Origin of the sequence: Pseudorhodoplanes sinuspersici (assembly GCF_002119765.1) — a bacterium.
GTDB lineage: Bacteria > Pseudomonadota > Alphaproteobacteria > Rhizobiales > Xanthobacteraceae > Pseudorhodoplanes > Pseudorhodoplanes sinuspersici.
The window spans coordinates 1,184,529-1,204,514 of sequence record NZ_CP021112.1 but is presented as its reverse complement, the minus strand read 5'-3'; the positions used below and the strand labels follow the sequence as shown (position 1 = coordinate 1,204,514).

Genomic DNA, 19,986 nt, shown 5'->3' with positions numbered 1-19,986 from the left:
TCGAGCATCCGAACGAAGTGAGGATGATCGGGGTGGGGGTAGCTGCGGTGTGCAAGGGCAATCACCCCCACCCCGATCGCACTCGCTATGCTCGCACGATCGGCCCTCCCCACCGCACGCAGCCAAGTGCACGCAGGCTGCGTAAACTTGCCTGCGAGGCGGAGGGGTGCAGTGCGCGGAGAGGGATCAGCATCATGAGCGCCGCATCATTTCGCCGCCTTCAGCTTCACGTGAATGTTCTTCTCCTGCGTGAAGGCGAACATTTCCTCGATGCATTCCTCGCGACCGATGCCGGATTGCTTGTAGCCGCCGAACGGTGCGCCAAGGAAATGCTTGGAGGTGTCGTTGACCCAGATGAAGCCGGCTTCCACGTCCATCGCCGTGCGATGCGCGGTGTTAAGGTCGTTGGTCCAGATCGAACAGGTGAGGCCGTATTCGACGGCATTGACCTGATCGAGCATCGTCTTCTCGTCCGACCATTTGAAGATCGCGAGCACCGGACCGAAGATTTCCTCACGCGCAATCTTCATGCCCGCCGTGCAATCGGCATAGATGCTCGGCTCGACATAGAAGCCTTTTGCGAGCTTCGGATCGGACGGCCGTCCGCCGCCATGAAGCAGTCGCGCACCGTCGGCTTTTGCGGAATCGATATACGAGAGCACGCGGTCATACTGGACCTTGGAGATGATCGCACCCATCGTCGTCGCCGGATCGGTCGGAAGGCCCGGCTTGTAATAGGCGGCCTTCTCTTTCACTTTCGCCAGCACCGCGTCGTAGATTTTCTCATGGATGAAGGCGCGGCTGGTGGAGCCGCAGGATTGTCCGCACCAGGTGAAGTTCATGCCGCCAACCACGCCGCCCGCGACCTCTTCCGGGTCGGCATCGGGATAGGCAATCAATGCATTCTTGCCGCCGAGTTCGAGCAGCACCGGCTTCACCGTTTCCGCCGCCGCTGTCATCACTGCGCGTCCCGTCGGCACGCTGCCGACCAATGCGACCATGGCAATGTCGGGATGGCCCGACAGCCGCGCGCCCGCATCCCTGCCGCCGGGCACGACATTGAACACGCCGGGCGGGAACAGGCCGTCGCACAATTCCGCAAGACGCAACGACGACAGCGGCGCCTGCTCCGGCGGCTTCACGACGATGGTGTTGCCGGTCGCGAGTGCGGCGGCAGATTTGCCGGCGCAGAACATGAACGGGTGATTGAACGGGATGATGCGACCGACCACACCGCGCGGCTCGCGCACGGAGAAGTTCACGGCATCCGGACCCATCGGGATCGAAGCCCCCTTCACCTCGGTCACGAGGCCGGCGAAGAATTCCATCTGCGCGGCGGCGATGGTGGCGTCGGCGAGCATTTCCTTGACCGGATTGCCGCAATCGGCGGCGTCGATCATAGCCAGTTCGCCGGCATTCTCGCGCAGGATCTGGGCGACGCGCTTGAGGATGCGGGCGCGCTCCAGGGGTGGCGTCCGGCGCCAGTCCTTGAAGCCCGCTTTGGCCGAGGCAACGGCGGCATCCATGTCGGCGACGCCGCAGTCGGCCACCTTGCCGAGCGACTCGCCCGTACCGGGACTGATGGTATCGACATAGCGGCCGTCCTTCGGCGCATGCCATTTCCCGCCATAATAGGCGTCGCGGTGGTCGGGCAGGCTGACCTTGGTCGGAATGGCGGGCTGAGGCGGCACGGCTGTGTTCATGGCAATGACTCCCTAGACGATTGCGGCCGTACCGATAGCAAGGATTGCCGCCGGCGGCGAATGCCGAAGGCCGCCTTGAGAGCAATTCTGGTTTGTAAATTGAGCGGCCGGCGGCTAGACCAGTCCCCCGCAGCGCCGGTAGCTCAGCTGGATAGAGCACCAGACTTCGAATCTGGGGGTCAGGGGTTCGAATCCCTTCCGGCGCGCCATTTCCGTACAAAACTGCGACTCCAAGCTCCAGCCCCCCGGATGCGCCCGCAGATTTGTCCGGGCGCGCCGCCAAAGGCGGCGCCTACGGATGAGCCTGCGGCTGGCGTTTCTGCTGCGGCCTCGTTCGGTGCAAGTTTCGTCGACTGGGGAAGGTCAGTTCCGAGCAGCGGGAGACAGGCGAGGTCTATACGCGCTGTTTTGTGGTCGGAGCTTTGGTGAGATAGCCGATCACGAAATCGATCACGTGAAGACGTCGCTCACTGACGGCGTCATGGCTTCGAAGATCGCGGTCGAACAGAATTCCCAGCGTGTGAATATTGGCGCTGTAGAAGAAGCATAATCCAGCCAGCGAAATGTAAAGCTGAACGGGATCGATGCCTGAGCAAAACAGGTTCGCCTTTTCTCCGCGCCTGAGCGTGTCGGCCAGCAGATCCACGATCGGGGAATGTGTTGCCTTGATGATCTTGGATCGCTTGAGATGTCGAGCCTCCATCAGATTTTCGTTGGTCAGCAACAGCACAAAATCCCGGTTCTCCATGACATAGTCGAACGTGAAGCCGATCAATTTTCGCATGGCGGCCATTGGCTCGAGCGTGCGGAGATCCAACGCGTGCTCATGGGCGCGGATGTCGCGATAGACACCCTCAAGAACAGCGAGATAGAGATTTTCCTTGGCGCCAAAATAATAATAGATCAGTTGCTTGTTGATCTTCGCCGTCTTGGCGATCTTGTCGACGCGGCTGCCATGCAGGCCGCTCCGCGCGAATTCCTTCTTGGCAACCTCGAGCAGGATTTTCCGGGATGTGGAATCCTCACTGGATTTCGCGGCCGCTGCGGACCTGCGGGTGGCTTTCGCTTTACGGCTCGCACCAGTACGCTTGCTGGTTTTGCGTTTTTTTGCAGCCTTCATCTTAATTCTCGCGGCTGACGTTTGAATACCGGTTGTCGGACTGAGCCGTCACAGATCGACAGCTAGTCAAGCCAGCGCTCGAGGTTCGCGGCCACAAAGGCGTCGTCGGTCAGTTCCGGATAGGCGCGGCTCACGCGCGAGATCTCATCGGCTTGTCCGCGTCCCAGTGTTTCATTCGGATCGAGGCACCATATGCCCTCAAGCAGCCCTTGCCGTCGGAGCACTTCATGGCAGCCGGCGATCACGCCGTGAAAATTATTCGCAACATCAAAGACGGCCTGATTGCAGGCGGTGATTTTCGAATCGAGAGCGAGTAATTCGGACGGGATAGATCCCGTCTCGACGGCGCGTCTGCAGCGCTCGAACACATCCACTGCCGCCTTCGTCCAAACGCTCCAGTGCCCAAGCAAGCCGCCGCGGATGCGAACGGTCACATCGCGATCATCCCGTCTGGCAACGAACGGCGTCAGCAGATCAAGAACGATATGATCATCGTTGCCGGTATACAGCGTGACCCGTTCTTCGGCGCCAGCGGCGACGACACCGCGGACCACATCCAGTGTGCGATAGCGGTCGAACGGCGCGATCTTGATGCCGACGACATTCTCGATTTGCGAAAAACGCCGCCAGAAGTTTTCCGATAGCGGAATGCCGCCGACGGCTGTTTGCAGATAGAAGCCAAATAGCGGGATTTTCTCGGCGACGCGCTTGCAATGATCGATCAGTTCGTCTTCCGATGCATTGCGCAATGCGGCGACACTGAGAAGGCCGGCGTGATAACCGAGCCCCACCGCGATTTCGGCTTCACGCGTGGCCTGCCCGGTCGATCCCGCCAGACCGGCAATCATCACCAACGGACGATCGCTCCAGGCTTCTGCCGATTGGCGCGCAAGTTCCAGCACTGGCCGATAAAGACCGGCTTCGCGAATGGCGAATTGGGTGGTGTGGACACCGACAGCGAGGCCGCCGGCGCCAGCATCGATATAATATCGCGTCAAGGCGCGTTGTCGCCGCGGGTCGAGTTTGCGCGCGGCCGTCAGAGCCAGCGGATGCGCCGGGATGGCTTGCCCGCCCCTGATCAATCTTCTGATGTCCGCAGGCAGATCCGCGACCGAAAGATTCATAAGGCTCACCTATTTCGGCTTTCCGATCGATGTTGATGCGCGAAACCGGCGATTGTCAAGGCGAAGCGATATTTGCCATGGAATCAACCGTATGGTTGAAAATATCAACCGTATGGTTGACATGAAAAAATGCTGGCGGATAATCTTGCCACAGACGGCCTGAATCCATGACGGCGTTGGGTGCGGCATGACCCGGGTTTACGATGGCATCATCCTGGGGGCGGGGCACAATGGCCTTATCCTCCAGACCTATCTCGCCAAGGCTGGGCTGGATGTCCTCGTGGTGGAGCGCCGCGCGGTTGCTGGCGGTGGCGCGGCAACGATGGAGGACCCCCGCTTTCCGGGGTTCATGCACAACACGCATGCTTTCTTCCAGCGCGCGATTACGACGATGCCGTGGTATCGCGATCTTGAGCTCGAGCGTCACGGCGCCGTCTATATTGAGCCGGAACTGAACGTCGTTCTGCTGACCAATGACGGCCGCGCGCTCGAATGGTGGACCGATTTCCGCAAGACCGTCGATTCTTTCGCACAATTCAGCAAGCGCGATGCCGATACCTTGGTCCGCTGGCACGAAGAGTTCGTGTCCATCGTGCAGAACATCCTCGTCTGGGAGGGGATGTCTCCGCCGCTGCCGCCCGAGGAACGGCGCGTTTTGCTACAGCGCAGCTCGGCTGGACGCCGTCTGTTGGAGGTCAGCGCGCTGTCGCCACTCGAATTCGTTCGACGGGAATTTGAAAATCCGGTCATCCAGGCCGGCTTGCTGTTTTTCAACGGCCTTCGCGAAGTCGACCTCCGGGTTCGCGGCTTTGGCCACCACATCGCCGCTTTGCTCGCAAGCCCGGCCAAGGCGCAAATGTCGCGTGGCGGCACGGCCGCGTTGGCCCGCGCGCTCGAAAGCGCGGCGCATGAGGCGGGCGGAACAATCCGCATTCTCACGGAACCGAAGAAGATCATCGTCGAGGGAGGAAAGGCCGTCGGTATCGAGACGAAGGAGGGCGAGGTGATCCGTGCCCGGCATTTTGTTGCCTCCTCGCTCAATCCACATCAGACATTCCTTGATCTCCTCGATCCCGATGTATTGCCTCCTGCGTTTCGCGAGAAAGCCGAACGCTTCCAGTATAATCTGATCGCGCCGCTGTTCGGGCTGAACCTTAATTTGAGAGAAGCGCCCCGCTACACGCTGGCGGCTCAACGTCCTGAACTCGAGCAGGCCTTCATGGTGATTATGGGCCTCGATCATGTCGATCAATATCCGGACATCGTGCGCCACCATGAAGCCGGCACGATTCCGCCGACGGTGATGTGGGGAGCCTGTCCGACATTGTTCGATCCCGGCCAGGCCCCCGAGGGCAAGCATACCGCCTTCATGTGGGAGAAGTTGCCGTATCGCCTCCATGGCGATGCCCTGAATTGGGATGTCGTGCGTGAAGACCACGGCCGCGACATGCTGGCGCTGTGGACCAAGCACGCACCGAATTTAGCCGATGCAGTCATGGGATCGTTCACCCGCTCGGCACTTGATGTCGAGCGCTGTCTGCCGAATATGCGCGAGGGCGATCTGCTGATCGGAGCGTTCACCAACGGTCAGATTGGCTATGATCGTCCATTCCGCGGTGCAGGCCATTATCGTGGACACCTGCCGGGCCTGTATCTTTGCGGCTCCAGCAGCCATCCCGGCGGGAATATTACCGGCTTGCCGGGCTACAATGCCGCCCAGGTCATTCTCGCGGATATGAAGATCAAGGCGGATTGGATGCCGCCTTCGATCGCTGATCGTCTGTCGGCGCTTTGACGAGCGACTGGTGATGGCAGTCATCTCCTTTCTGACAACAGTGCTGTTCGAGAACGGAGCGCTGCGCGAGCTTGCCGGCCAGTTACAGACGCTGGGCATAATTCGGCCGATGATCGCAACCGACCGCGGTATTGTCAGTGCAGGTCTTATGGAGCGACTGAGTGATGCGATCGGGACAATTCCGGATTCTCACCTTTTTATTGAGACGCCGCCCAACCCGACGGAAGCAGCTGTCGACGCGGCGGTGCATCAATATCGCGAGGCGGGTTGCGATGGCATTGTAGCCTTCGGGGGCGGATCGCCCATCGATCTCGCTAAAGCGGTTGCGCTCAAGGCGACGCATGAAGGTGACCTGTTCCATTATGCGGCAAGTCGGGGAGGGATGGAGCGTATTACATCCGCCGTTGCGCCGGTGATCGCCGTGCCGACGACGTCCGGAACCGGGAGCGAAGTGGGGCGAGCCGCCGTCATTGTCATGAGCGATGGATGGAAGAGGGCCATCATCAGCCCGCATCTCGTTCCTAAAGCCGCGATTTGCGATCCTCTTCTCACATTGGGGCTGCCCGCCGCGGTGACGGCCGGTACCGGGATGGATGCCATTGCCCATTGTGTTGAAACTCTGCTTTCGCCGCGGATCAATCCGCCAGCGGAGGCCATCGCGCTGGATGGATTGGCGCGTGCAGCGGCCTTCATCGAAACGGCATGTGAGGATGGCGCCAATATCGACGCGCGCTGGCAGATGATGATGGCCTCGCTGGAGGGTGGCCTCGCATTCCAGAAGGGTCTCGGCGCGGTGCACGCTCTCAGCCATGCTTTGGGAACACTGCAAGCGCCAATTCTGCATCACGGGACGCTGAATGCTGTCTTGCTGCCTGCGGTGTTGCGCTACAACGCGCCAAGTGCCGGCGGCAAATATGGGCGCATACGTCAGGCGCTCGGCTTGGGCGCGCACGAGGACATCGCGCGTTGGTTTGCCGCGCTGAACCGTCGGCTCAATTTGCCGCTCTCTCTGCGTGACATGAGCGTCCCACGGTCAGTCCTGCCGCATATGGCTCGCATGGCACTCGCCGATGTCAGCACGCAGACCAATCCGCGGCCTGTAACGGAAGCCGATTTTCTTTCAATGCTCGAAGAGAGTTTCGAACCGCCCCACAATTCTTGACCCTGCAATGTTCGTTGCTGTTGCGAGGTCGTGACGTTACTGATGCCGGAACAGGGAGACGCCCGGAAATGACCAGTCAGAAGCCGAAATCGTCGGACGTGGCCGCCGCAAAGCCGCCAAGCCACAGCCAATATGGTGCTGCATCACGGCCTGACGGGCAGCCAGTGCGTTTCGATAATGTCGAAATGCTCGATGAGTTCTTGTCGCGGCCATCGGCTGCCTTGATCGCCGACCTGCAGGCGGTCGATGGCGACATCATGATCATTGGCGTGGCGGGAAAGATGGGCCCGACATTGGCGCGGATGGCAAAGCGCGCGGTTCCAGATCGCCGTGTCATTGGCGTGGCGCGTTTCAGCGATCCTGAGGTCAAGCGTTATCTCGAGGCGCATGGAATTGAGACCATTTCCGCGGATCTGCTGAAGCCGGCGGACATTGCGTCGCTGCCGAAGGTCAAGAACATCGTGTTCATGGCCGGCCGCAAGTTCGGGTCGACAGGTGGTGAAGACCTGACTTGGGCCATGAACGTTTACGTGCCGGGGCTCATCGCCGATCATTTCGCCGGCAGCAGATTCGTCGTCTTCTCGACCATCTGTGTCTATCCGTTTGCACCTGTTCTGCACGGCGGTTCGCGCGAAACCGACGAACTCGGCCCTCCGGGCGAATATGCGATGTCGTGCGTCGGCCGGGAGCGCATCTTCCAGCACTTTTCACGCCAGCACCAATCCCCCGGCTCGATCATCCGGTTGAGCTACGCGATCGACATGCGTTACGGCGTGCTGCACGATCTCGGCACGAAAGTCCTTCGCGGCGAGCCGATCGATCTCTCCATGGGGCATGTCAACGTCATCTGGCAGGGAGATGCCTGCAGCCAGTCACTTCGCACTTTCCGTCACGGCCAGGTTCCGACGGCCCCCTTCAACATCACAGGACCGGAGACCCTGAGCATTCGTGCGCTGGCGCTGGCATTCGGCCGCCGGTTCGACAAGGCGCCGATCCTGCGGGGTGAAGAAGCGCCGACCGCATGGATTGCCGATACCAGTTTGGCCGAAGGCCTGTTCGGTTATCCGGACGTTCCGCTCGAGAGGATGATTGACTGGACCGCGGACTGGCTGGCCAGGGATATGGGCAGTTTCGGCAAGGCTACGCATTTCGAAGTGCGCTCAGGAACGTATTGACCTCTACGGCAGCATTGGTGGCGGGCCAATCTTCGCGTCAGCGCAGAGTTGTCGCCCGCATCAGTGCATGCCGAGGAGGTGATAAATGCGCCGCGTATAATCTCCGAATTTTTCGTGCGTCTTCATGTCGAGCGTGCGCGGATGCGGCAGCTCGACCAAGAAGTTGTCGGCCATGCGCGCCGGCCCCGCAGTCAGCACGATGACGCGCGTTCCGAGGAACACCGCTTCCGTGATCCCGTGCGTTACAAACAGGATCGTTTTGCCCGATTCCTGCCAGATGCGCAGCAACTCCAGATTCATCTTCTCGCGAGTCAACGCATCGAGGGCGCCGAACGGCTCGTCCATCAGGATCAATTTCGGATCGTGCACCAGCGCGCGTGCGATCGACGCACGCTGCTGCATGCCTCCCGACAATTCATAAGGGTATTTGTCTTCGGAGCCGGACAGGCCGACAAGTTTGAGCAGATCACGCGCGCGGTCGCGGCTGGCGGCAAGTGGCAGACCGAGAATCTCCGCAGGCAACAGAACATTGTCGATGATGCGGCGCCACTTCAGCAGAAGCGGCTGCTGAAACACCATGCCGACGTCTCGTGACGCATCGAAAGGCTGGCTGGCATTGCCGATCTTGACCTCGCCGGCATTGTGCGAATGCAGTCCGGCAATGATCTTGAGCAATGTCGTTTTACCGCATCCGGATGGACCAACCAGAGAAACAAGCTCGCCTTGTTCAACGTTGAACGTCGCTTCGGAGACGGCGGGAAACTCGGTCCCTCGCGTTCGGTAGGTCTTTTGGACGCCGACAAGGCGGATAAAGGGGTCAGACATGCGCGCCTCTATATCCGTGCGTCCCGTACGACCAGCAGCTTCTCAAGACCGAGCACGATACCATACAGCACCATTCCGATCAGCGTGATGAGAATGACGGCCATGAACATCGCGGCGGTGTCGAGTGTCACCTGGACTTGCAGCATGAGATAACCAAGACCTCGATCTGAGCCGAGGAATTCGCCGACGATCGCGCCCGCTACCGCCAGGATAGCGGCAACCTTCATGCCGGAGAAAATATAGGGAAGGGCACCGGGCAACTGGATTTTCGTGAACAATTGCCAGCGCGAGCCCTTCACCGAGCGGACGAGGTCAAGAAGGTCAGGCTCCACTTCGCGCAAACCGCGCGCCGTCGTCAGCACAATCGGGAAGAAACAGATGGCGAAGGCCATCGCGATGTTGGGGACAATGCCGTAACTGAACCAGACCAGGATGAGAGGGCCCAGCGCGACCTTCGGAATCATGTTCAGACTGACCAGCAGCGGCATCACGATCATTTCGAGCGTGCGGAACCAGGAAAACATCAGCGCAATGCCAATTCCACCAACAACGGCCAGAAGGTATCCGCCGAAAATCTCGATGCTGGTGACAGTGATGTTTTCCATCCAGCGGTAATTGGGAACGAGCAATGCCTGCAGGGTGGCATAAGGCGAGGGCATTACAAATTTCGGCACGTTGCCCAGCACGACAAAGAAATGCCACGCGACCACCAGCATCAGATGGCTGAAGACGGCAATCGAGTAGCGCTGAATGGAATTTCGCGTGTTGTCCACCGGGTCCCCACTATCGATGAAGCGATTGGAAGCGCCGGCAACCGTACGGCCGGGCGCGATCAGATGCCAGACTGTACAGGGTCGCAGCCTCGCCTGTCATGACAGCCACTGACCACGATTGGCCGCACGGCGCTTCCATAAACTCCCGCGGATAAACTCGGGCCGCGCCGCAACCACGGCACCATCAAGCAAGATTTGCCGCGCAGTTATGGGCCAGCCGTTGCAGCGTGAATCCATGTCGATTGCACCACGTGGTAACCAAACGGTTACATTGTGCCGGTTTGCAAGCCGCTGTCAACGCGCGCGCGGCGCTTTCGCGCGCAAAGCATGAAGCATCATATCGATGTTGTGTTTTTTACGTCGTTCGAGAGCTGCGCGAGCGCCGAGATCGCGCGCAAAGATCGCTGACAGGGTCCAGTTGTTCGCCAGGTAGAAATAACCGATTGAGGCAATGGTGATGTAGACGTCGACGGGGTCCAGCCCCGGCCGGAACACACCTTTGCTGACGCCGCGTTTGAGAATTTCATCGATCATCCGGACGAACGGGCTGTGCAGTTCGCGCACTTTGGTCGATTTCCGCAGGTGCTTTGCCTGATGCAGGTTTTCGTTGTTGATCAGGCTGATGAGTTCGGGGTGTTTGCGGCAGTATTCAAAATTGAATTCGATCAGCCTTCGGATTGCGGTTTCGGGTTCAAGATGATCGAGGTTGAGTTTACGCTCGGCGCCGCGGAGGCCTTCATAGGTCCGCTCGAGAACCGCCAGATACAGGCCCTCCTTGCTGCCGAAATAATAATAGATCAATCGCTTGTTGGCGCGAGCGCGGCTCGAGATCGCATTGACGCGGGCGCCGGATAATCCCTTTGCGGCGAATTCGTACTGCGCGGCAGCGAGGATGGCGTCGCGGGTCGGTAGACGGGAGCGGGTCGCGGATTTGGCCATTCGGGGGCAAAAGCGGTGATTGACAGCTATCAGACGCAATCCTATCGTTTTGGCAAGTTAACCGTGCGGTTAAAATACACAAGAAAGTTCGGTGACTTCAGGGAGGACAGGATGAGCATTGTCTGGAAATGCGGGTTCGCGGCCATGACCGCGGTGTTTCTTGCTGCAGCGCCCGCCGCGGCCCAAAATCAAAGGGTGACGTTTACGCTCAATTGGGTGGCTGGCGGAGACCACGCGCCTTATTACTACGCCCAGAAGATGGGTCTGTACAAAAACGCCGGAATTGACCTCGATATTGAGACCGGTCGCGGGTCGGCAGCGTCGGCGCAGAAGGTCGGCGCCGGAAGCTCGCAACTGGGGCTGTCCGATATGGCTGGCGTGCTGCTGTTTCGCGGCAAGGGAGCCGATCTTGTCGGCATCATGAACGTCTATGCCAATTCGCCGCAGGGGCTTTATTGGCTGAACAGCAGCGGTATCAAATCCGTCAAGGATCTGGCCGGGAAGAAAATCGGCAATCCGGCCGGCGATGGCGCCCGCACGATGTGGCCCGCCCTTGCGAAGGCCAACGGTGTTGATCCTGCTTCGGTGACCTGGGTCAATATCGACGCAAATGCCAAGCTCGGGGCGCTGAAGGCCAAGACCATCGACGCAACGACGTCATTTTACAATCTGCATCATGTGTTCACGCGGGAATTGGGCAAGGACATGGGATTTCTGGCCTGGAAAGACGCCGGCGTGAATCCCTACGGCAACTCGATCATTGCCAACGGTCCCTGGCTGAAGGCGAACAAGGCGACAGCCGAAAAATTCGTCAAGATTACCCAGAAAGCGTTCGCAGATTGCGCCAAGAATCCGGAGCCCTGCATCAAGGCGCTTGTCGAGGCCAACGGGGCGCTGCTTTACAACAATGAGCTGATGAATTGGCAACTCGTCACGGTGTTGATGAGTGACGACACATCTCGCAATGTTGCGCTTGGCTGGCACGACGACAAACGCATGGAAGCCGATTACAAGCTGGTCGATGAATATCTGAAGATGGAAAAGGGCTATGACGTGAAGTCGGCCTATACCAACGAATTCCTCGACAAGTCCGTCAAGATGCCGGCGATCACTCCGCCGAAGCTCGATTGAGGGCGGCGGAGAATGACAAGGCCGGACGTATAGCGACCGGCCTTGCAGCCCTATCCGAATTCAGGGCCGGCCACGGCGTAAGTTCGCCGGGGATCGTCGAAACGCCCATGGTTGCCTAACGCCATGCGGGTCAGCGGGCGAACGTCGGAAAAGCCGGTCGTTTCGAGCCAGCCGCGCAGACGGTTTTTGGCGTCGGCAAAGTCGAGATAGATGGGCGGCTCAATTGCGGATATCGCGCGCTGGAGCAAAGCCAGAGCCGTTTCGTCGTCATCCGCGATCAGCGGTCCGAGTTGGTTGGCGGAACGACCGTCACGACCGAGCAGCAGGCCGCTGATCTTCCCTCCACGCACCGCATAGAGTTCGGCTTGCGGCAATCGACCGCGCAAGCGTCCCAGCATTGCATCGCGCCGCGCACCGAAGGCTGCAGCGTCATAATCGCACAACGAAGGCCATACGGAGTCGGCGATCGAATGCACCTCGATGCGTTCGTTTGGATCATGGGAGGATGCCGGCGGCGCGCGCAGAGCCATCCGGTGATAACCCCATATGTCCTCAAAACCCAGCGCCCGATAGACGGCGCGCCCGTCGGGTGTCGCGTCGAGGACAGGGATCAGCCCCGATGTTGTTAGGTTATCGATGCAGCGGCGCAAAAGACGGGATGCAAGTCCCTGGCGACGGTAATCAGCACTAACTAAAACCATGCTGATCCACGCAAACTTGCCCTCATGCGGCAACGTCGCCGCGGTTGCAACGACGCGATCATCGCTGTTGCGCACAGCATAAACCTGGCCGAGGTCGAGAAAGATGCGCCAGTCCGCGTCGGTTTGATTCCAGCCCGCTTCCTGGACGAGCACGTCTGCATCCCCCAACTCGCTCGCGGTGAGTGGCGATTCCGTCGCCAGCGCGGGATCAGAATAAGCCATCATGATGCATCGTTTTTTTCTGGTGACGGCGATTGTCGGATGCTAAAAAGTTAACCAGTTGGATACCAAGGACGCGCCCGCCTGTCCATTCATCGAATGCTGTAGCTGGAGATCGCCATGTCACAACAGCCGCAAATCAAAACGACGGTCGTAGGCTCCTATCCGGTGCCGGATTGGCTGTCGGCGCTGCCCTCCGAACAGGCGCTGATCGATGCGACGCGCGTTGTGATTCATACGCAGGAGCATGCAGGCATCGATGTCGTGTGCGATGGCGAGTTGTCGCGCTTCGATATCAATCATCCCGAAACCAATGGCATGATCGAATATTTTCTGAAGCCGATGTCAGGCATCAGGTCCGAGGTTGCGTTCAGCGAGTTGGTCAGCTATCGCGGTCTCAAGGCAATGAAGTTTCGCACGCGCCCGCCTGGTGTTGTGCATGGACCCGTCGGTTCAGGGACGCTCGATCTGCCGCAGGCTTGCGCTCGCGCAAAGGCGCTGGCTGCGAAGCCGTTTAAATTCACGCTGACCGGCCCGCATATGCTGGCGAAAACCCTGCTCGACCTGCATTACAAAAATCTCCCCGACTTGGCGATGGCTATTGCCGATGCGCTGGCGGAGCAGGTTCGCTATCTTGATGCCGATATTGTTCAAATTGACGAAGCGAACTTGCCGGGAAGCCCGGACGAGTGGAGTTGGGCGGCGGCGGCGATGAATCGCGTTCTTGATGCGGTCAAAACGACGCCAGCCGTGCACCTCTGCTTTGGAAATTACGGGGGACAATCGATCCAGAAAGGCAACTGGAGCAAACTCATCGATTATCTCAATGCGCTGCATGTCGATCACATTGTGATGGAGAATGCGCACCGACCGGCCGAAGAACTTGCGGCATTCCGCGGGTTGCGTCCTGAGATCGGTCTTGGGCTTGGCGTCGTCGATATTAAATCGACGGAGATCGAAACTGCCGATCAGATCGCGAGATCGATCGAGCGGGCCGAGAACATTCTCGGTGTTGGCCGGATCAAGTATATTCATCCCGACTGTGGTTTCTGGATGCTGAAACGCGGCATTGCTGATGGAAAAATTCGGTCTCTCGTTGAGGGGCGGGACCGTTACGAGGGGCGGCAGACGGAGACGGCACTGCCGGCTTGATAGCGGCAGCCGGCACAGGCATTTAGGAGAAGAAGCCGTCCCGGATCATCGCCGGCAGGGCGAACGTTAAGCCGAGTGTTCAGCCCGCCCGGAACACCAGCGCGATGATGTCGCCAACCACGCGGGGCGCGCGGTGTCACCTCCTTGACGGTGCCGGTGACGGTGGCACCGCCTGTGGTCTTCCCGACGCCTCTCCAGAAACCCGACTGAGCTTGCCGTCGACCGTGCTTCGGGTCTCGTGAAAGATCGTGTAGCGGCCCGGCTCCAGCCTGAGCTCCGCCCCGCCCGGCACCACGATCTGCCTGAGACCGTCGCCGAGTCCAGAGAGCGCCTTGGACAGGAAAACGCCCATCGCCGCGAAGCCGGCGACAAATGCGAGCCTCTTGGCATGGGGCGCTGCCTTCATTGCCATGCCGGGAATGCAGATGACCTCCGCGCCTCTCGCAAATCCGTTGCGCTCTCTTATTTTGCGTCGATGACGTTATTGACACGCAATTCCGGAAGCGGCGCATGACACCCCTATCGATCCTTGAACTCGTCCGTGTCACGGAGGCAGTCGATGCGCGCGGCGCGCTTAACAATGCGCGCGGCCTTGCGGCACATGCCGAACGCCTGGGATACAATCGTGTATGGGTGGCCGAACATCACAATATGCGCGGCATTGCCAGTGCCGCGACCTCGGTTGTGCTGGCTCATATTGCCGAAGGTACGAAGACAATCCGCATCGGCGCTGGCGGCATCATGCTGCCTAATCATTCGCCCTATGTCATCGCCGAGCAATTCGGCACTTTGGCGCAGCTCTTTCCCGGCCGGATCGATCTCGGTCTTGGCCGCGCGCCGGGGACAGATCAATTGACGTTGCGGGCGCTGCGCCGCACGCCGGAGGCGGCCGACAATTTCCCGCAGGACATTCTCGAATTGCAGGCTTTTCTTGCACCGGCCGGACCAGGACAACGCATCGAAGCTGTGCCCGCGGCGGGCACGAATGTGCCGCTCTGGATTCTCGGTTCAAGCCATTTCGGCGCCATGCTCGCGGCCGAACTCGGGCTGCCTTATGCTTTCGCTTCACATTTTGCGCCGGATCATCTGATCGAGGCGCTGGCGATCTATCGCAGCCGCTTCAAACCGTCCGAACAGCTCGACAAGCCGTACGCAATGGTTGGTGTGAATGTGATCGCCGCGGAAACGGATGCCGACGCGAAGCGGCTGGCGACGACGCAGCAGATGTCCTTCACGGGCATTTTCCGCGGCGCGCGCGGTCTCAGCCAGCCGCCGATCGATGACATCGAGACATACTGGTCGCCTGTCGAGAAGGCGCAGGTGACGCGGATGCTGGCCCGCTCCATTGTCGGTTCGCCCGATACGGTTCGTGCCGGGATGGACGCGCTGATTGCGGAGGCGAAGGCGGACGAATTGATCATCGTCTCGGATGTCTACGAACATACGTTGCGTTTGCGTTCGATCGAACTGATCGCGGAAGCGGCTGGGCTTGCATCCCTCCGCCCTGCTGCAATCAGAGCCGTCTGAACGCGCCTTTTAACTCCGCTTACGACTTTGCCTTGTCTTGTCGGCAACGCGCAAAGCGAGTTCGCGGGTCGAGGGGATACGGCGCTCCGGGTCGTTGGCGACGATTTCGTCGCGCGCAAGATTTTCCAGGATGGTGAGCAGCGTCTGCCGCGTGATGGCGATGTGTTCGGTCGCCACGTCGCCGACCGCAACGCGATTGACGTCTTCCGCCAGCGGCACGAGTTTTTCCTTTAATAACCGGCCTTTCGGCGTGAGGTACACATAGACCTTGCGGCGGCTGTCGGGCATTTGCCGGCGAACGACATAGCCGAGCTTCTCCATCGCGTTGACGGCGGAGAAGGTGGTCGGCTCCATCACGCCGGCTTGCTCGCTCAGTTCTCGTTGCGTGAGGCCGTCTTTTTCCCAGAGGATGCGCAGGAAGGTCCAATGGCCGAGCGAGACATTATGCGCGGTCAGCCGCATCTGTAACGCTCGTAGAAGTGCGCGTGTAGCGTCCTTGACGAGGTGGGCGAGACGATCGTCGGGCACAGCCTCGCGCCAGTGACGAAGGATGGTCTGCGCGTCGGTGCCGCTCGTTGTTGCGCTCTTTGTCCTGTTCTTGGCCGGCTTTCGTTCTGTCATGTCCGGACCGCGATCGGATGTTTTGTCGGCACCTCGGCCCGCGTCTTCGCCGATTGCAGGATGGCAAGGCACACCTCGAGTGTCGCCATCGACCAGGCGCCGTCATGGAGCGGCGACTTGCCATGAACGATCGCGTCGTAGAATTCGTCGATCACTTCGGCGCGCGGCACCTTCGGCACCGGCACGGGATCGAGCCGGGCTTCCTTGTCATCATAGATCATGACGCCGCCCGCCATCGGGCGAAGGTCGGCGCGCTCGCACGAGACGATGATGGTGCCGAAATGCTGATGCAGCCGCTCCGGCGAGACGGCATGCGACGACGGCGCATAATTCTTGCCGCCATAATTGCGCTCAGCTTTCAGCGCCGCTTCCTCATCGGCATTCGTTGCTGCCTGCAAGGCGGCGCGGCCAGCGCCATAACGCGATGGATCCTTGCGCAAACCCATTTCGCCGATCCAGCCCATAAACTCGTCGGAATCGAAATGCGCATAGCCGCTATAGGTGCAGGAGGCGAAGGCGCCGTCATCGAATGTGAGCAGCGCCGAATAGGCGCCCTCGGTCGGGCGCGATCGGTCCCAGTTCCCGGTCAACGCGCGCACCGAGCGCACTTGCCCGCCGCCGAGCAGCCGCACGATATCGATCTGATGCGCGCCCTGGCTGAACAAAACGCCGCCGCCCTGCGCCGTATCCATCTCCTCCGGCCGGCGCGGGCGCACCATGTAGTCGGTGTAATTCAGCGCATGGATCATGCGGACGGCACCATAGGCGCCGCTGTCGATCAGTGCGCGCGTATGCAGGATCGGCGCGTTGAAGCTGTGGCTGTGACCGATGACAAGGATTACGCCGGCCTTTTTTGCGGCATCGATCATCGCCTGGCATTGATCGAGGGCGATGGCCATCGGCTTCTCGACCAGAACATGTTTGCCGTGTCGCGCGGCGATGGCCACATGCTGCGCATGCATCTGATGCGGTGTGGCGACATACACCGCGTCCACATCGGGATCGCGGCACAAGTCTTCGATCGCGCCGTAACTGCGCGCGCCAAATTCGTTTTCGAATTGTTTGCGCGCGTCGTCCCGCAGATCGCTCGCGGCAACAAGTTCAATCCGCGGATCAGCCGTAAAGGTCGGCAGCATCAAGGTGAAGGCGCGCCCGAGACCGGCAATTCCGAGACGGATTTTGCGATCGGCCATGACCCTCTACCTGCCGCTCATTCCCGTGTAAGCGGGAATCCAGAATCCTTGGCCCTGGGCCCCCGCCGGAGCCTGTGCTCGGGCCGCGCAAAGCGCGGACCCGGGTGCGAGCGGATGGATTGGGTTCAATCGATCCATACTTAACGCCTCAGCGATCGATCGTGATGTCCGGCGTTTTGGCCCGCGAGACGCAGATCATGATCTGACTGCTCCGCTCGTTCTCGGTGAGCACGAGGTCGCGATGGTCGGCTTCGCCTTCAAGCAGCTTGGTGCGGCAGGTCCCGCAGGTGCCGCTTTCGCAGGAGCTTGGCACGTCTTTTCCGTTGGCGCGCATCGCTTCCAGAATGGTCGTGCCCGCCGGCACGTCGATCACTTCGCCCGTGGAGTTGAGCTTCACCTTGAACGGCTGGTCGTCGGGACGCCGCGCATCGGCCTCGCTGAAGGCCTCGAAGTGAATCGATGTCGGCGTCCAGTGGCCGGTTGCTGCACGCACCGCTTCCATCAGGCCGCGAGGCCCGCAGCAGTAAACGTGTTCTCTGTTCTTGCGCTCCTCGACGATCGGCCAGAGATCAAGCGCCTTCGATGGGTCGCCGCCATCATAATGAATGACGACCTTGCCCTTGAATTCCGGCGCGCTCAGCTCCTCGCGGAATGCCGTCATCTCCGGCGTGCGTGAGCAGTAGTAGAGTTTGAATTTCTTGGCCGGATCGTCTTTCAGCGCATGGATCATGGCGATGAATGGCGTGATGCCGATGCCGCCGGCGATGAAGATGAAATTGTCACCGCGCTGCGGCAGCGCGAAAGCGTTGTCCGGCGTGGAAATCATCCACTCGTCGCCGACCTTGGTATTGTCGATCAGGTAGACCGAACCGCCGCGTCCGTTGTCTTCACGCTTGATCGCGACGCGATAGTGGCTCCGGTCCGCCGGATCGCTGCACAACGAATATTTCCGCACGAGACCGTTCGGCACCCGCAGATTGATGTGCGAGCCGGCGGTGAAAGCCGGCAAGTCGCTGCCGTCCTTGCAGCGCATCTCGAACAGATGGATGCCATCGGCGATTTCCTCGGCGCGTGTGATCTGAACGGGAATGTCGGCAAGCAGGGCGCTATTCATTGTCCATCAGTCGCTTAGACCACGATGAATTTGGATCGAACGATCCAAATTCATAAACGTGATCGATTCCAACACGTTAGAGCATGATTTCGTCCGAAAACCGCTACGCAATTTCGGCATCATGCTCTGGGGTCCCGGCGTCCCTTGGTCGCAAATTTTATTGGGACGCACAATCATATCGAGGGCGTCTCGACAAACAGTCCGGAATTATTATAGGATAAAAACTTAGAGAGCTAATATTATTTAGCCGACCGGAGGCGCCCATGATGACGAGTGAAGAAAACGACCTTTTGTGTCGCGTCGAGGGTGACGCCCCGATGGGGCAGATCATGCGGCGGCACTGGATGCCGGCCTGCCTGATCGAGGAGGTGGCCGAGCCAGACGGGCCGCCGCTGAAAGTTCGGCTGCTGGGCGAAGACCTAGTCGTGTTCCGCGACAGCGACGGGCGGCTTGGCATCATCGATGAATATTGTCCGCACCGCCGGGTGTCGCTGGCCTTCGGCCGCAACGAGGAATGCGGGCTGCGCTGCCTCTATCACGGCTGGAAAATGGACGTTGAAGGCAACGTCATCGAAATGACCTCGGAGCCGCCGGAGAGCGGTTTCGCCGAAAAGGTGAAGATCAAGGCCTATCCGGCGCGCGAATGGGGCGGCTTCGTCTGGACCTATATGGGGCCGGCGGAAACGATGCCGGAGTTCGAGCCGCCGGCTTTCGCGCCGCATGAAGATACGCGGGTCTCGATCGTGAAGATTCATGTCGGCTGCAACTGGGCGCAGATCCTGGAAGGGCAAATCGATTCGGCGCATTCATCCAGCCTGCATTCGTCGGACATGAAGCCGGCCAAGGTCGATGCGGCGAAGGCCGTCGATACGCATTGGCTGCGTCCCTCCACCGACAAGGCACCGCGGCTGCAGGTCGAGCGCACCAGCTTCGGTTTTCACTACGCGGCCATTCGCCGTCCGATCGCCAATCCCAGCACGCATGATTATGTGCGCGTGACGGTGTATGTCGCGCCATTCACCGCGCTGATCCCGCCGAACAACGCATACAATGTCGCGACGGTCCTGGTGCCGGCAGACGACACCAACACGGTGTTTCACTTCATCGCCTGGAGCGACAAGGGCGGCATCGATCAGGAAGCGTGGCGCAAATTCAATGGCGCGCAGCCGGGCATCGATCTCGATCGCTCGTTCAACAATCTGCGTAACCGGGCCAACAATTACAAACAGGATCGTCAGGCGATGCAGCTCGGCGATTTCACCGGCATCAAGGGGATTCCCAATCAGGATATCGTCATGTGGGAAACCATGGGGCCGATTGCAGATCGGACCAAGGAGCGTCTCGGCGCCAGCGACCTTGCTGTGGTGGAATTCCGCAAGCTGATGGTCGATGCTGCACGACAGATGCGTGATACCGGCGTCGCCATCGGCAGGACGACGCCACACATCCCGCAGGCCAAGATCCGCTCGTCTGAAAGCATCGTCGCCAAATCGACCAACTGGCGCACATTCACGGTCACTAGCGATAGCGAAGCGAGCAAGGTCGCGTGACACTTTCAACTGTCATTCCGGGGCGCGGACGTAAGTCCGCGAACCCGGAATCCAGCGCCCCTCAACTGGATTCCGGGCCCGCGCGTTTCACGCGCGTCCCGGAATGACATCAATCGAGGAGACCGCGAGAATAACAACCAACGTCTCATCAAGAAGACGTTT

The 19,986-nt window shown here is 59.9% G+C and carries 18 protein-coding genes and 1 tRNA gene; 8 read left to right on the top strand and 11 right to left on the bottom strand.

What is annotated here, in order from left to right:
- Window positions 1-206 precede the first annotated feature (206 nt).
- A complete protein-coding gene (locus CAK95_RS06000; RefSeq protein ID WP_086087102.1) occupies window positions 207-1,703 on the bottom strand; it encodes an aldehyde dehydrogenase family protein in 1,497 nt (498 codons plus the stop codon).
- Window positions 1,704-1,835: 132 nt separating this feature from the next.
- On the opposite strand from CAK95_RS06000, the gene CAK95_RS05995 reads away from it, so the two are divergent.
- A tRNA-Arg gene (locus tag CAK95_RS05995) sits at window positions 1,836-1,912 on the top strand.
- Between the two features lie 185 nt (window positions 1,913-2,097).
- Here CAK95_RS05995 and CAK95_RS05990 read toward each other — a convergent pair.
- Both CAK95_RS05990 and CAK95_RS05985 read right to left on the bottom strand, forming a co-directional pair.
- Window positions 2,098-2,823, bottom strand: coding sequence for a TetR family transcriptional regulator (locus tag CAK95_RS05990; protein WP_086087101.1), 726 nt, complete (start codon window positions 2,821-2,823; stop codon window positions 2,098-2,100).
- A gap of 62 nt (window positions 2,824-2,885) precedes the next feature.
- Window positions 2,886-3,947 (bottom strand): dihydrodipicolinate synthase family protein, encoded by a 1,062-nt coding sequence (locus CAK95_RS05985; RefSeq protein WP_086087100.1) that lies wholly within the window; start codon window positions 3,945-3,947, stop codon window positions 2,886-2,888.
- 187 nt (window positions 3,948-4,134) lie between these two features.
- On the opposite strand from CAK95_RS05985, the gene CAK95_RS05980 reads away from it, so the two are divergent.
- The 3 genes from CAK95_RS05980 (at window position 4,135) to CAK95_RS05970 (ending at window position 8,079) form a co-directional block, all read left to right on the top strand.
- Window positions 4,135-5,742, top strand: a complete 1,608-nt coding sequence (locus tag CAK95_RS05980; RefSeq protein ID WP_086087099.1) for a phytoene desaturase family protein — start codon at window positions 4,135-4,137, stop codon at window positions 5,740-5,742.
- A gap of 13 nt (window positions 5,743-5,755) precedes the next feature.
- The gene (locus CAK95_RS05975; protein ID WP_086087098.1) at window positions 5,756-6,904 is read left to right on the top strand and encodes an iron-containing alcohol dehydrogenase; all 1,149 of its coding nucleotides are present in this window, start codon (window positions 5,756-5,758) and stop codon (window positions 6,902-6,904) included.
- A 68-nt stretch (window positions 6,905-6,972) separates the two neighbouring features.
- The gene (locus CAK95_RS05970) at window positions 6,973-8,079 is read left to right on the top strand and encodes an NAD-dependent epimerase/dehydratase family protein (RefSeq protein WP_120265427.1); all 1,107 of its coding nucleotides are present in this window, start codon (window positions 6,973-6,975) and stop codon (window positions 8,077-8,079) included.
- A gap of 60 nt (window positions 8,080-8,139) precedes the next feature.
- Here CAK95_RS05970 and CAK95_RS05965 read toward each other — a convergent pair whose 3' ends face one another.
- The 3 genes from CAK95_RS05965 to CAK95_RS05955 form a co-directional block, all read right to left on the bottom strand.
- On the bottom strand, window positions 8,140-8,904 hold the full coding sequence (locus CAK95_RS05965) for an ABC transporter ATP-binding protein (protein ID WP_086087097.1): 765 nt from the start codon (window positions 8,902-8,904) through the stop codon (window positions 8,140-8,142).
- An 8-nt stretch (window positions 8,905-8,912) separates the two neighbouring features.
- Complete coding sequence (locus CAK95_RS05960) at window positions 8,913-9,620, bottom strand: ABC transporter permease (protein ID WP_086091219.1); 708 nt, start codon at window positions 9,618-9,620, stop codon at window positions 8,913-8,915.
- 351 nt (window positions 9,621-9,971) lie between these two features.
- The gene (locus tag CAK95_RS05955) at window positions 9,972-10,616 is read right to left on the bottom strand and encodes a TetR/AcrR family transcriptional regulator (RefSeq protein WP_086087096.1); all 645 of its coding nucleotides are present in this window, start codon (window positions 10,614-10,616) and stop codon (window positions 9,972-9,974) included.
- A gap of 111 nt (window positions 10,617-10,727) precedes the next feature.
- Here CAK95_RS05955 and CAK95_RS05950 point away from each other — a divergent pair, with 111 nt between their 5' ends.
- Window positions 10,728-11,747, top strand: coding sequence for an ABC transporter substrate-binding protein (locus CAK95_RS05950; RefSeq protein WP_198343810.1), 1,020 nt, complete (start codon window positions 10,728-10,730; stop codon window positions 11,745-11,747).
- A 50-nt stretch (window positions 11,748-11,797) separates the two neighbouring features.
- Here the strand turns inward: CAK95_RS05950 and CAK95_RS05945 are convergent, their stop codons facing one another.
- Window positions 11,798-12,673, bottom strand: coding sequence for a GNAT family N-acetyltransferase (locus CAK95_RS05945; RefSeq protein WP_086087095.1), 876 nt, complete (start codon window positions 12,671-12,673; stop codon window positions 11,798-11,800).
- A 114-nt stretch (window positions 12,674-12,787) separates the two neighbouring features.
- Here CAK95_RS05945 and CAK95_RS05940 point away from each other — a divergent pair, with 114 nt between their 5' ends.
- Window positions 12,788-13,819 (top strand): cobalamin-independent methionine synthase II family protein, encoded by a 1,032-nt coding sequence (locus CAK95_RS05940; RefSeq protein WP_086087094.1) that lies wholly within the window; start codon window positions 12,788-12,790, stop codon window positions 13,817-13,819.
- A gap of 136 nt (window positions 13,820-13,955) precedes the next feature.
- Here the strand turns inward: CAK95_RS05940 and CAK95_RS05935 are convergent, their stop codons facing one another.
- Entirely contained in the window at window positions 13,956-14,231 is a 276-nt protein-coding gene (locus CAK95_RS05935) for a hypothetical protein (protein WP_086087093.1), read from the bottom strand.
- A gap of 98 nt (window positions 14,232-14,329) precedes the next feature.
- On the opposite strand from CAK95_RS05935, the gene CAK95_RS05930 reads away from it, so the two are divergent.
- Complete coding sequence (locus CAK95_RS05930; RefSeq protein ID WP_086087092.1) at window positions 14,330-15,346, top strand: LLM class flavin-dependent oxidoreductase; 1,017 nt, start codon at window positions 14,330-14,332, stop codon at window positions 15,344-15,346.
- A gap of 9 nt (window positions 15,347-15,355) precedes the next feature.
- On the opposite strand, the gene CAK95_RS05925 is transcribed toward CAK95_RS05930, so the two are convergent.
- The 3 genes from CAK95_RS05925 to CAK95_RS05915 form a co-directional block, all read right to left on the bottom strand.
- On the bottom strand, window positions 15,356-15,967 hold the full coding sequence (locus CAK95_RS05925) for a MarR family winged helix-turn-helix transcriptional regulator (protein ID WP_086087091.1): 612 nt from the start codon (window positions 15,965-15,967) through the stop codon (window positions 15,356-15,358).
- Window positions 15,964-17,160, bottom strand: coding sequence for a Gfo/Idh/MocA family protein (locus CAK95_RS05920; protein ID WP_086087090.1), 1,197 nt, complete (start codon window positions 17,158-17,160; stop codon window positions 15,964-15,966). Before CAK95_RS05920 ends, CAK95_RS05925 begins: the two co-directional genes overlap by 4 nt.
- A 148-nt stretch (window positions 17,161-17,308) precedes the next feature.
- Window positions 17,309-18,274: a PDR/VanB family oxidoreductase gene (locus CAK95_RS05915; protein WP_086087089.1), complete on the bottom strand. Its 966-nt coding sequence runs from the start codon at window positions 18,272-18,274 to the stop codon at window positions 17,309-17,311.
- 263 nt (window positions 18,275-18,537) lie between these two features.
- On the opposite strand from CAK95_RS05915, the gene CAK95_RS05910 reads away from it, so the two are divergent.
- Entirely contained in the window at window positions 18,538-19,824 is a 1,287-nt protein-coding gene (locus CAK95_RS05910) for a Rieske 2Fe-2S domain-containing protein (RefSeq protein ID WP_086087088.1), read from the top strand.
- The last annotated feature ends 162 nt before the right edge of the window (window positions 19,825-19,986 follow it).